At 41.7% G+C, this 12,958-nt stretch carries 12 protein-coding genes and 2 tRNA genes; 12 read left to right on the forward strand and 2 right to left on the reverse strand.

Annotation, left to right across the window (positions count from 1 at the left end):
* Positions 1 to 214: 214 nt before the first annotated feature.
* The 8 genes from E7413_07940 (at position 215) to E7413_07975 (ending at position 8,618) form a co-directional block, all read left to right on the forward strand.
* Positions 215 to 583, forward strand: a complete 369-nt coding sequence (locus E7413_07940) for an endonuclease domain-containing protein (GenBank protein ID MBE7019787.1) — start codon at positions 215 to 217, stop codon at positions 581 to 583.
* 211 nt (positions 584 to 794) lie between these two features.
* Positions 795 to 1,448 (forward strand): O-methyltransferase, encoded by a 654-nt coding sequence (locus E7413_07945; GenBank protein MBE7019788.1) that lies wholly within the window; start codon positions 795 to 797, stop codon positions 1,446 to 1,448.
* Positions 1,449 to 1,468: 20 nt separating this feature from the next.
* Complete coding sequence (locus tag E7413_07950) at positions 1,469 to 2,719, forward strand: U32 family peptidase (protein MBE7019789.1); 1,251 nt, start codon at positions 1,469 to 1,471, stop codon at positions 2,717 to 2,719.
* A 61-nt stretch (positions 2,720 to 2,780) separates the two neighbouring features.
* Complete coding sequence (locus E7413_07955) at positions 2,781 to 6,074, forward strand: phospholipid carrier-dependent glycosyltransferase (GenBank protein ID MBE7019790.1); 3,294 nt, start codon at positions 2,781 to 2,783, stop codon at positions 6,072 to 6,074.
* A gap of 82 nt (positions 6,075 to 6,156) precedes the next feature.
* Positions 6,157 to 6,996, forward strand: a complete 840-nt coding sequence (locus E7413_07960; GenBank protein ID MBE7019791.1) for a fumarate hydratase — start codon at positions 6,157 to 6,159, stop codon at positions 6,994 to 6,996.
* Between the two features lie 117 nt (positions 6,997 to 7,113).
* Positions 7,114 to 7,668, forward strand: coding sequence for a ribosome-associated translation inhibitor RaiA (gene raiA, locus E7413_07965; GenBank protein MBE7019792.1), 555 nt, complete (start codon positions 7,114 to 7,116; stop codon positions 7,666 to 7,668).
* 343 nt (positions 7,669 to 8,011) lie between these two features.
* On the forward strand, positions 8,012 to 8,254 hold the full coding sequence (locus E7413_07970) for an iron-only hydrogenase system regulator (protein MBE7019793.1): 243 nt from the start codon (positions 8,012 to 8,014) through the stop codon (positions 8,252 to 8,254).
* Between the two features lie 172 nt (positions 8,255 to 8,426).
* Entirely contained in the window at positions 8,427 to 8,618 is a 192-nt protein-coding gene (locus E7413_07975) for an alpha/beta-type small acid-soluble spore protein (protein ID MBE7019794.1), read from the forward strand.
* A 162-nt stretch (positions 8,619 to 8,780) separates the two neighbouring features.
* On the opposite strand, the gene E7413_07980 is transcribed toward E7413_07975, so the two are convergent.
* Together E7413_07980 and E7413_07985 are read right to left on the reverse strand one after the other, a co-directional pair.
* Positions 8,781 to 9,176: a YjbQ family protein gene (locus E7413_07980; protein ID MBE7019795.1), complete on the reverse strand. Its 396-nt coding sequence runs from the start codon at positions 9,174 to 9,176 to the stop codon at positions 8,781 to 8,783.
* A 24-nt stretch (positions 9,177 to 9,200) separates the two neighbouring features.
* Entirely contained in the window at positions 9,201 to 10,262 is a 1,062-nt protein-coding gene (locus E7413_07985; GenBank protein MBE7019796.1) for a tyrosine recombinase XerC, read from the reverse strand.
* A 107-nt stretch (positions 10,263 to 10,369) separates the two neighbouring features.
* Between E7413_07985 and E7413_07990 the strand changes: the two genes are divergently transcribed.
* The 4 genes from E7413_07990 to E7413_08005 all read left to right on the forward strand — a co-directional run bounded on the left by E7413_07990 (position 10,370) and on the right by E7413_08005 (position 12,526).
* Positions 10,370 to 11,158 carry a hypothetical protein gene (locus E7413_07990; protein MBE7019797.1) on the forward strand — a complete coding sequence of 263 codons (789 nt, stop codon included), beginning with the start codon at positions 10,370 to 10,372 and terminating at the stop codon, positions 11,156 to 11,158.
* A gap of 16 nt (positions 11,159 to 11,174) precedes the next feature.
* The gene (gene sigE / locus E7413_07995) at positions 11,175 to 11,873 is read left to right on the forward strand and encodes an RNA polymerase sporulation sigma factor SigE (protein MBE7019798.1); all 699 of its coding nucleotides are present in this window, start codon (positions 11,175 to 11,177) and stop codon (positions 11,871 to 11,873) included.
* Between the two features lie 462 nt (positions 11,874 to 12,335).
* Positions 12,336 to 12,424: transfer RNA gene (locus E7413_08000), tRNA-Leu, on the forward strand.
* A gap of 25 nt (positions 12,425 to 12,449) precedes the next feature.
* Positions 12,450 to 12,526, forward strand: a tRNA-Met gene (locus tag E7413_08005).
* Positions 12,527 to 12,958: the final 432 nt, after the last annotated feature.

Genomic DNA, 12,958 nt, shown 5'->3' on the forward strand with positions numbered 1-12,958 from the left:
TAGTCATTGTTGCCATTTGTGTTGAGTGGTGTATGGGATTAGTGTAATTTAAGAATGATTTTTTATTCCTAACTTAACACGAACGTGCCTCTAATAACATTGGCATCTAGATTATACAGTCTTTATAGTAAGAGTGTCGAATTTTGGCGAAAGCAAAAAGCCTCCCCTGTGTAAGGGGAGGTGGGTTTGCAAAGCAAACTCGGAGGGGTTGTAAATGGATAGAAAACACAATAGCAAAATTGTTCCATTTGCAAAGGAACTCAGAAAGAATATGACAAAAGAAGAACGACATTTATGGTACGATTTCTTAAGAAATTACCCTGAGAAATTCACAAGACAAAAAGTGTTGGGAAAATATATAGCGGATTTCTATTGTGCAAAAGCGAATATTGCTATAGAATTAGATAGTTCCCAGCATTACGAGGACGAAGGTCTTATCAACGATGAAAAGAGAACAGAGTATTTAGAACAATATGGGATAAAGGTTTTAAGAATATCAAATCTTGATGTTTTGAAGAACTTTGAGGGAGTTTGTATGTATATAGATAATACAGTGAAACAATCCCTCAGTCAGCTATGCTGACAGCTCCCGTCTTGCCTCTATCGCTTGCGAGGGAGGGGGACCGTGAGGCACAAGACAAGAACCAACCCCTCAGCCAAACCTTCGGTTTGCCAGCTTCCCTTACACAGGGGAGCCTATAGAAAGTGCCTCAATGGTGGAAGGAGAACAAGGGAGCCTTTGAAAGGGTGGTATTCACCTTTTCTATCCCCCTATCAAAAAAGGAAAAAATATTATGATTGAAGAACAGTATATCAATTTTGAATTTATTTTGCGCTATATCCGTTCGTTAGTGACGGAAGATGTGACAAAATTATATGATTTTGCTATGGATAAAGACATCCCCGTGGCAAAGCCCGAAACCACCAAACTGCTTTATCTTCTGGCGATGATGAAGCAACCCAAAAAAGTGTTGGAACTGGGGACAGGCATTGGTTGTTCTGCGGTGATTTTATCAAAAGCCATCGGCGAGAATTCTAAAATAATCACCGTGGAAAAAAATCCTGAGAATTACGAAGAAGCGTGTAAGTTATTCCAAGAAAACGGCTTAACCGAACGCATTTTCCCCAAAAACGGTGACGGAATGGACGTGCTGGAAGAATTGGTGCAAGAAGGCGAAACCTTTGATTTTATCTTTTTGGATAGCGCCAAAGGCCAGTATTATGACTACATTCCCTACCTAAAGAAACTGCTTCCAAAGGGCGGGGTATTGGTCACCGATAATGTGCTGTACAAAGGGATGGTTGCAAACGATGACCTTTTAATCCTTCGCAAAAAAACCATTGTAAAGCGTCTTCGGATGTATCTGGAAGCCATCAGCCACGATGAGGAGCTGGAAACCGTGGTAATTCCCATCGGGGACGGCGTTTCCTTAACCGTTAAGAAATAAACAGAGGTGTCTCGATGAATTTGGAAAAATTAGAATTATTATCTCCTGCAGGGGACTTAGAAAAGCTGGAAACCGCAGGGGTTTACGGTGCTGATGCCGCATATATCGGCTTAAACGGACTCTCCCTTCGTGCACCCCAGCAGTTATTTTCGGGAGATTATCTCAAAAAAGCCATTGAAATCAAGAAAAAATATAATATGAAGCTGTACGGCGCCTGCAATATGGTAATGCGGGATGGCGATTTTGCCACTTTGGAGCGTGCCATTCGGGAAGCTTACGAGCTGGGCATTGATGCCGTAATTGCTTCCGATTTGGGAGCGCTTTGCTTAATCAAAAAATGGTGTCCCGATTTAGAAGTTCATATGAGTACCCAGGCAAATATTTTAAATTCCGTTGCCTGCAACACCTATTATGATATGGGTGCAAAACGTGTGGTATTGGCAAGAGAACTGACCTTAGACGAAATTGCCACCATCCGTGCAAACACCAATCCCGATCTGGATTTGGAAGCCTTTTGTCACGGTGCGATGTGCATTTCCTATTCGGGCAGATGTTTACTTTCTGCCTATATGACAGGTAGAGACTCCAACCGTGGGGAATGTGCACAGCCTTGTCGTTGGAAATATAAACTCTATGAAGAAAAACGTCCCAACTATCCCTTTACCATTGGCGGTTCTGAAAACGGAACCTACATTATGAATGCCAAAGATATGTGTATGATTGAGCATCTGGATTTGATGGCAAAGGCAGGAATCACCTCCTTTAAAATTGAAGGACGAATGAAAACGCCCTACTATGTGGCAGTGACCACCAATGCATACCGTAAAGCGCTTGACATTTTAAAGAAAGACCCCGATAATTATAAACTTCCTCCCGAAGTGGCGGAGGAAGTGAACAAAGTCAGCCACAGAGAGTACTGCAAGGGCTTCTACTTCGGCAATCCCTATGCAGACGGTCAACTGGTGCATACCTCTGATTATGTAAGAGATTACACCTTGGTGGGTGTTGTGACAGACTATGACAGCGAAAACAAACGGCTCTACCTTGAGCAGCGAAATAAATTCTATCGGGACGACATCTTGGATGTGTTGACTACCAAGGGTGAAAGCGTGTTGTTACCTGCAACTGACCTTCGCAATCCCGATGGGGAAGAAATGGAATCGGCACCTCACGCGCAGCAGATTGTGAGCATTTATTCGGAAACGCCGTTCCCCAAAAATTCCATGCTTCGCCGAAAATGCAAATGGCAGGAAGATTCTTCCAACCGTTAGATTTTGGCTTGTTTATATCTAACATTTTCAATCATTTTCAGAAAGAAAGGAATGTGACTTTATGCAACAGACTGCACAATCAGCAGTTCAGGTCGGATGGCCTCCTGTATTGATTTTGGTATTTGTGTTGGCGGCTTTTATGTGGTTTGTGTATCATGACCAGAATAACCGACTGCAAAATATCAAGGAAAAAAGAAAACCCACCGGGGTATGTGTCGGAATTATCATTGCATTTGCTATTATCAGAATGTATGTTGCTCCATTTTTTAAAGGGTATCCAATTGATATGAATACCTACACCGCTTGGATGGACCGGGCTGCCGGAGGGCTAAACGGTTTTTATGCAGATGGATATTTCTGCGACTATCCGCCTCTTTATATTGCTATGACCGGCTTTTTCGGATGGCTTAAGAATCTGTTGAATCCTATTTTGGAACCTGTATTGACACCTATGCTGGAGTCTACCTTCCAAACTGTCCAAAAACTTTTGAATGATCCAGAACTGTCACCTATGATGCGGTCTGTATTGCAATCATTGCAAATTCCGTTGACGGGGGGAGAATATCTTTCCAGTTTTTTTGTAAAATTGCCGGCAATTATTGCAGAAGCGCTGATTTCCTACGAAATTTTAAGGATGTACTGCAAACGTTATCCTGTGCAGAAACAGCTTCCTGTTGCAGTTTTACTTTCGCTGTTACCTTCTTTCTTGATTACAAGCACCGTTTGGGGACAAACAGACGGTATTTTTTGCTATTTGATGCTTTTAACCTTCCGCTTTATGATGGAAGATAAGCTGACTCTTTGCGCCACCTTCTTTACGCTTTCTGCCCTGATGAAACCCCAGTCGTTCCTGTTTGCTCCCATCGTTGCCATTTTCTTTATCAAGAGCGATTCCATGATTTTCTTAACCAGAAGAAAAATCGTGAAAACGGGAAACCATAAAAATAATCAGGCGATCACAGAGGAACAAATCATTGTTCCTGCCGTTTCCAAAGCGGTGAAAATCATTTGGAATCTGGTGGTTACCTTTGTGTTCTCCCTGGCGATTATGAGCATCTCTATGATTCCCTTTAGAGGTGGAAAGCCCGACCTTTTGTTCTTGATTTCTAAATATCAGGAAACATTCTCTTCTTATCCGTATGCATCCTTAAACACCTTTAATCTGTTTGGGCTGTTAAACGGGAATATGAAAAATTTAACGGATCCCTTTATGTTCTTAACCTTTGAAAAATGGGGCACCATTTTGATGGCAGCGTGCGTACTTGCCGGTATTGTGGCTGTAATTTTCAATAAGAATAAGAAAAATCTATTCTTGATATTTGCTACCTATTTATTTGCCATTGTTATGCTCGGCTCCAAAATGCATGAGCGTTACTGGTATTTTGTGCCGGTTTTACTGTTGCTTTCTTTCGTGGTGACCGGTAAGAAAAAATACTTTGGAATTTCTTGTTTATTAAGCTTACTGTATTTCCTAAACTTAGATTATGCACTCTGGTATTTAGGCGGTGTTCGGAATGAACTGACGGAAAACTACCAGAATATGATCTTCGTGATTGCATCCATCACCAATTTAGCCACTCTTTGGTATCTGGTGTGGGAAGTTTTCACTGTGATTCGTGCAGACTATCCCCAAAGAGAGAAGAAAGTGTGGGAATATTCTCAGAAATTCACTTGGAAGAGTGCGGTTAGTGTGTTATGTGTGATGGTAATTTTTGCCGGCGCTGCATTTTATCGTTTGGGAAGTACCGACAACACTCCGCAGACTTATGCGAAAGTGGCAAGAGGACAATCCGTAACCTTCCGATTTGATGATAATGTAGAATTAGCGGAAATCCGCTATTTTGCCGGCTATGGTTTGCGAAACTTCAAACTTCGTCAGGACAGCCCTGAATCCAGTCAGTATGTGAATTTTTCAGGCAAAGAAGAAAAATCCACTTATGTGTTTAGTTGGCAACAGGAAAAACTTGCAAATCCTGTGGTAAATCAGGTGGTGTTAGAAGTGTTGGAAAACGGTTCAGACGAAATCACCGAATGGGGCGAATTTGCGTTCTATAACACCGCAGGCGAAATGATTCCTTACACGGTGTTGGCACCCGATGGTGTGGACACTGCAGCCTTTTCTGACGAACCAAAAACTATTCCTGAAGTGCCTTCTTACGAAAACAGCTTCTATTTTGACGAAATTTATCACGGTAGAGCGGCTTATGAATACAAAAACGACATTTCTATGTATGAAACCACTCATCCGCCGCTGGGTAAACTCATCATTACCATCGGTATCAGCCTCTTTGGTATGAATCCCTTTGGTTGCCGTTTTATGGGAGTAGTTTTTGCGATTCTGATGATTCCCGTGTTTTATCTTTTGGCAAAGAGACTCTTTCGATACAATATTGTGGCACTTTTAACCACCATTTTGTTCTCGTTTGGCTTTATGCATTTATCTCATACGAGAATTTCGTCTATTGATTCCTTTATGGTATTTTTCATTATTGCAGCGTTCGCGTTTCTATTGGAATTTGTTCATGAATATGTGGAAAAGGGAATCACTTGGAAAACGCTGTTGTTCTTAGGTATTTCCGGTGCCATGTTCGGATGCGGTGCCGCAGTCAAATGGGCTGCCATTTATCCCGGTATCGGTCTTGGTGCTATTTATCTGTATGCAATCTGGCTCAGATATCAGAAAACTCCCCAAAATACCCAGGCAGGCAAACTGATTTTATATTCTTTGGGGCTGTATGCAGTCCTTCCGTTTGCTATTTACTATCTCACCTACATTCCTTATTTTGGCACCTTCAATCAGGAACTCACCTGGAAGAGTTTCACTTCCGCCCAGCAGCATATGTTTAACTATCACAGTCAGCTGACTGCAACCCATCCCTTCAGTGCATCCTGGTATGACTGGATGGCAGACTTAAGACCTCTTTGGATGCATCAGGGTGTTCTGCTTGCTGACGGTTCCAGAGAAACCATTGTTACCATGGGCAATCCCATTCTGTTATGGGGCGGTCTTGCAGGTATCATTTATATGCTGATTGATTCTGTGAAGCAAAAGAAAGTGACTCTACCCGCTTTTGTGATTCTGGCAGGTTATCTTTCTCAGATGCTTCCCTGGATGTTTGTAACTCGTTGTACCTTTATGTATCACTATTTCCCCATGGTGGCATTTTTGGCACTGGGTGTTGGATACTATTGGAGCAACAACGTGGCAAAAAAAGGAAAAGCAATGTGGGCACCTATTGGTGTTTGTGCGTTAGCGATTGTATTTTTTGCGGTATTCTATCCCGCTTTGACCGGGATTCCCGCTGCACCGGAATACATCAGCAAATTAAAAATTATGCCCCGTTGGGATTTTTAAAAAAAGTTTATAAAAAATTTCTATAAAAAAAGGATTTTACGACACTTGTGTCGAATATAACAAATAAGAGGAGCGATTAACATTGAAAACAATTTTAGCAACTGACATTACCAAAACTGTAAGACAGATGTGTATTGATGCCAATACCATCCTGCCTGATGATGCATATCAGTCCATCTGCAGTGCATGCAAAACCGAAACCAGTCCCGTTGGAAAAAATATTTTAGAAAAACTGGTTGTGAATGCAGATATTGCAAAAGAAGAAAGAATTCCGATCTGTCAGGATACCGGATACGCAGTATTCTTTGTGGAAGTTGGACAGGAAGTATATGTAGAAGGCAATCTCACCGATGCCATTAACGAAGGTGTTCGCCAGGGTTATGTGGACGGTTACTTAAGAAAATCCGTTGTAGCGGATCCCTTAGATCGTGTGAACACGCAGGATAACACCCCTGCAATCATTCACTACGACATTGTTCCCGGTGATGCAATGAAAATCACCTTTGCACCCAAAGGATTCGGTAGCGAAAACATGAGTAAAATTGCAATGCTGCCTCCCTCCGCAGGTTATGACGGAGTGGTGAACGTGGTATTGGATGCAGTTCGCTCTGCAGGACCCAATCCTTGTCCTCCCATTGTGGTTGGCGTTTGTGTAGGTGGTGACTTTGAGCAGGCTGCAAAACTTTCCAAAGTGGCATTAACTCAGCCTATCGGCACCGTACCCCAGAAACCTTTGTATCAGAAAATGCAGAAAGAACTGATGGAAAAAATCAACAGCACCGATATTGGTCCTGCAGGTTTAGGCGGCAAAAACACCGCGTTGTGGGTAAACATTATTGACCATCCCACTCATATTGCAGGCATGCCCGTAGCGGTAAATATCTGTTGTCACGTTTCCCGTCATATCACAAAGGTTCTTTAATTCGTTTTGGAGTGAGCTGAAAGGTTCACTTTCCATAAAAAATAATAGCTCGGTTCGATCAGGAACCGAAGTTCACGGATTTTCCCTTCGAATCGGCTAAGACAAAGGAGAATCAGTATGAGAGTATTTTTTAACGAAAGAAAATTCCAGGCGAAAGACAGCTTTAAAGAAAAATTCGCAGCTAAGCTTTCTAAGTTCGACAAAATTTTTGACGATAACGCGGAAGCAACTGTGACCCTGTCTCTCATCAAAGATACCTACATTGTGGAGTTAACTATTTTCTATAAAGACACCATCTTCCGTGTGGAAGAGGCGGATGCCGACATCTGGACCGCAATGGATGAACTGATGGAAAATTTGAAAAAGCAAATCAGAAAGTATAAAACCAAAATCGAAAACAAAATTAAAAAGGAAGCCGCAATCCAGGAAACCTTTGAAGCTTTTGAAACCGATGAGGAAGAAAAAGATACCCTGTATTTGCCCGAAGAAACAGAGTTTACTGTTGCCCGTTCTAAGGTAATCTCCTTAAAGCCTATGTTTGTGGACGAAGCGATTTTGCAGATGAATCTGTTGGGACACAACTTCTTTGCATTCCGTAATGCGGAAAATGACGGAATCAGCATTGTGTATAAGCGTAAAGATGACAAATACGGCATCTTAGAAGTCGAATAGTAACGGCTCGATTAAAGGCGCCAAATGAACCAACCTCATCACTCGCCGTACACTCAGGTACGGCTTCGGATAACCCCTGCGGGTTCGGTTGTTCCGTTTTGCATCCTTTTCTCATCGCCTTATGATAGTGGCTCGATAAAATGTGCAGAATCAATGAATCTCACCGCTCGGCGTATAGCATATACGCCTTCGGGCTTGTCAAAGCGGAGCTTTGATTCGATTTCTTAATTTTGCATCATTTTCTCATCGCCTTACGTTATCTGTGATGTAAGGAAATTAAAAAAATAACGAAAAAGGCGAGCATTTGCTCGCCTTTTCTTTCAAAAAAAAGGAAGAAAACACTATGGAACAAACAAAAATTGCAGTGGTTGCTATCATGGTTGAAGATGCATCCGTCAGCGATAAAGTGAATGCACTTTTACATCAGTATGCCGATAAAATCGTTGGCAGAATGGGGATTCCTTATCGGGAAAAGAATGTGAATATCATTTCCGTGGTGATGGATGCTATGCCCAACGAAATCAATTCCTTATCCGGGAATTTAGGAAGGTTAGCCGGTGTTCGGGTGAAAGTGTTAACGGCATAATACTAATATATCCGATCAAAAAGTTCAAAAAAACGATAAAAATTTCCAGCATAGATTTTGTATGGCGGCACAAACTATGACTGTCTTCTTCGAAAAAAGCTTTTCGAAAACGAGGGTTTTCAATGCGATTTTTTTGAGGATGATAAATTATAAAAAGGAGATTTTTATTGTTATGGCAAGCAAAAAGAATTTAGTACCCGAAGCAAAAGAAGCGTTAAACAAATTTAAAATGGAAGCTGCTCAGGATGTCGGCGTGAACTTAAAACAGGGTTACAATGGCGATTTAACTTCTAAAGAAGCAGGTTCCGTAGGCGGTCAGATGGTAAAGAAAATGATTCAGTCCTACGAAAACAACATGAAATAACTTATTGGGATTTCTTCCGGTTATTTTAATTCTTTTAAGATTTTTCGGAACACTGTAACATCAAAAAAAGTTATGTATCTTAAACCAAGCTGTGTATTCTGATCATATAGCGGCAAACAAAAAAACGGTATTGCAATGCAATACCGTTTTTTACTTCCTGAATTAAGGCGTGGGGATAAACTTTAAATAATAATTTCTGGTTCTGGGACCGTCAAACTCCATAAAATAAACGCCTTGGAATTGTCCCAAAACCGGCTTTTGATTTTCCACCATCAGCATTACGGATACGCCTGCTAAGGTAGAGCGGATGTGTGCATGAGCATTTCCTTCGTAGTGCAGATAATCATCTTTTTGCGGAAATGTCCGGCTGACAGCTGATAAAATGTCTGCCTTCACGTCCACGTCCACGTTTTCACTCACAACCACAGAAGCAGTGGTGTGTGGACAATAAATCAGCAAAAAACCGTCCTTCCAATTTTGCTTTTCCACTTGCTTTTTGATTTCGGCGGTAATGTTATACATACCTTCCGAACCGGTTACCAAACTGCATTGCAACATAAGCGCACATCCTTTCTTGATTATTTATTCGTTTTCTTTTTTCTCAAAATGAGCCAGAGGATTTAAGTCAATGGCTTCTTTCACCAAGGTATCGTCGGTATGGGTATAAATTTCGGTGGTGTTTAAATGTTCGTGTCCCAACACTTTCTGCAGGGTTTTGATATCCACTTTTCCGTGTTTATACATTAAGGTTGCTGCGGTGTGACGGAGTTTGTGGGTGGACAACTTTGTGGCATCCAAACCTGCTTTACGAAACAGGTTTTTCATCGTATATTGAATGCCTGCCACCGAAATGGGCGTTCCTCTGGAAGAAAGGAGCAGATAATCGCTCTGTCCTTTGGGGCGTACATCCAGATAAGCTTGCAGGGCTTTTTGGGTGGCGTCATTTAAAAATAATTGTCGTTCCTTATTGCCTTTTCCCGTTACGGTCAGGGTGTTTCCGCGAATATGGTTTAGGCGGATATTCTGAAGCTCCGACACTCGAAGCCCGCAGTTTAGAAGAATGGTCAGCATCAGAAAATCACGTTCTTTTTGTTTGCCGTCAACCGCATTTAAAAGCTGCTTTGCTTCTTCCAATTCTAAATAGCGGGGGAGGGTTTTCGGCATCTTTGGCATTTCTAAGTCTTTCGCAATATCTTTATCTAAAAGGTGCATCTTTACCGTGAGATATTTGTAAAAAGATTTGATGGCAGAAAGCTTTCTGGCACGGGATTTTACCCCGTTTCCTTTTTCTTTGCTTAAGTACATTAAATATTCGTAAATATCGGTTAATTCAATTGTTTGAATAAAATCTAAATCCACCTTGGTAATATCAATTTCTTCTATGGGAGCATCAAGATTTTGCTTTTGTTTCACCAAATAACGGAAAAAGGTTTGCAAATCATAGGCATATTCTTTCACCGTCAGGGGAGATTTTCCTTCAATGGTCAGCTTGTGTGATAAAAAATTTCTGACCAATTGCGAATGATGATTCCGGTAATCTGCCGTCACAAGCCAACCCTCCTTTTTTGTCTGAATTCTTTTGATAAGTTCAGTATAGCACAGTTTTTCATTAAATACAATAACAAACCATAAATTTCTTGGCATTTTGTCAACGAAAAAGCCGTTCTTCCCGACAAAATAGACTAAAATTTTCAGATTTGTTGTGCTATACTCTCTTTACGCTGAATGAAACGCAAAAAAGGAGCATTGCTATGACTCAAACCGTTATTTATTTTGATATTTTATTTCTTTATAATGTGGTAATGAATCTGTTGTTGTTGTTTCTCACCGCCTATGCAAGAGGAGGAAAATTTTCTTTTGGCAGAGCCTTTTTGGGGAGCCTGTTGGGAAGCTTCTATTTTTGTTTGTTGCTGACGGGAGCTTGGCAATTTTTAGAACATATGCTGTTTCAGATTCTGGTAGCATCCGTTATGATTTTTGTTACCTTTCGGCCCCGAAATACGGGAGAGTTTGTAAGACTGTGGTTGCTTTATTATCTGCTTGGGTTTACTTTGGCAGGCGGAATCCGTTTTTCGTCATCCTTTTTTTCCGACAATGCTAATCAGGTTACCCTAATTGCTGTGGTAATCGGCTCCTTTTTACTGGTGATATGCGGACGGTTTTATTTAGAAACCATCCGCCAGAAATCCACTGCGGAAAAGAAAACCATCTGTTTGTTTTACCAAAACCAAAAAATTCGTCTGGAAACCTTTTTAGACACGGGAAACCGCTTGAAAGACCCGTTGGAACAAACGGGTGTCATTGTTGTCAATTCCGAACTGTTAAAACCGTTGTTTGACATACATACTCCTGAAAATGTGCGCAATCTGAGAGTGATTCCTTGCCGTACCGTTACTGAGAATGACGGCATTTTATATGCCTTTAAACCGGATCTTATTACCTGCGACGAAAAGCCTGTGAAAGCGGTGGTTGCCTGGTCGGATTTTTTCTGTCATGAAGGGTATGACGCCATTTGTAATCCTGCCGTTTTTATGCAGTAGGGGAAAGGGAGATACGATGAAAAAAATAATTTTGCAGTTTTGGAATCTGATTGTCCGTCTGTTCGGGCGGGAATGTCATTATGTGGGCAGTTCCGATGTGCTGCCTCCACCCTTGGATCCGGAACACGAGGAAGCGCTTATTGCCAATCTGGGAGACGAAAAAGCCAAGCAGACGTTGATTGAACATAATCTTCGGCTGGTGGTGTATATTTCCAAAAAGTTTGAAAATACGGGAGTATCATTGGAAGATTTAACGTCTATCGGTACCATCGGTCTGATCAAAGCAGTGAATTCGTTTAATCAGGAAAAAGCGATCAAGCTTGCCACCTATGCTTCCCGATGCATTGAAAATGAAATTTTAATGCATCTTCGTAAAATTTCCAATCAGCGAAATGATGTGTCCTTGGATGAGCCGCTTTCTATGGATGGTGACGGAAACGAACTGCTTTTGTCCGACATTTTGGGAACAGACGGAGACATTATTCATAAGGCAATTGAGAAAAAATTGGAAAAAGAAATCCTGGTGGAAGCCATTTCCAAATTGTCCAAACGGGAACAGCTGATTATTTCACTTCGGTTCGGCATCTTCGGTCAGGATGAAAAAACCCAGAAAGAAGTGGCGGATATGATGGGAATTTCTCAATCTTATATTTCCCGTCTGGAGAAAAAAATCATTGCAAAATTAAAACGGGAAATGGAAAAAACAATGCAATAAAATGGTAAAAAAAAGTTGCATAAGTGAGCGCCAAACGGGCGATACTAACAAACACAAAGCTTTGATATTATAGATTTTTGGGAGGCAACTATGCAGCGAAACAACTATATGAAGGGTATTCTTGCAGGAATGATTGTAGGCGCCGTAGCAGGAATGGTATTAGACCCTTTGCGCTCCGAAAAAGAAAACGCTCATTTGAAGAAAAAAGCTGCCAGAATGTTAAAAGCAGCGGGTCAGATTGTGGATAATCTTACCGGTTTCTGATGGGCAAGATGCAGCATGAATGAGCATTTTATCATTTGTGCTGCATCCGGTTCTAAAGGTACATTTTTACACATATTCTATATTAGAAAACCGGCAAAAAAACATCATTTACAAATTTTAGAAAAAAATTTTGGGAAATCTCTTGACAAATCGCTTCTAGTATGGTATTATAGTTTAGCGCTTGAGTAAGAGAGATGCGCCGGAGTGGCGGAACTGGCAGACGCCCAGGACTTAAAATCCTGTGGGAGGTGACTCCCGTACCGGTTCGATTCCGGTTTCCGGCACCATATTTCCTTACTCAAGCGTTTATAACGCGGGATGGAGCAGTTTGGTAGCTCGTCGGGCTCATAACCCGAAGGTCGGTGGTTCAAATCCGCCTCCCGCAACCATAAAGGCATCCGAGAACGGATGCCTTTTTCTTTTATGAGAAACGGAAGTAATGAGACCGACGAGCGTGGCTCGTTGGGCAATGGTCACGAACGCCGCGAGGCGGTCCGAGAGAGTGACCATTGGTGCAGCGGTCAAAACTGCGTCGAGCGAGCAGCGAGACAAAAGCAGTTTTGGGCACCGCAAACCGGCGCGAAGCGATAATCCCGAAGGTCGGTGGTTCAAATCCGCCTCCCGCAACCATAAAGGCATCCGAGAACGGATGCCTTTTTTCTTTGGTGTCTTTAGGCGTGGAGATAAACCCCCGGTTCTACTGGGGGAAGATAAAAAAGCTTTAGCAAAAGAAAAACCTTCATGATATAATAGTAAATGGTTTGGCGACCGCATTACTAAAAAATATCATGGAGGTTTTTCACAATGTTAAAGAAAACAAC

It is taken from the genome of Oscillospiraceae bacterium (genome assembly GCA_015068645.1).
GTDB lineage: Bacteria > Bacillota > Clostridia > UMGS1840 > UMGS1840 > SIG452.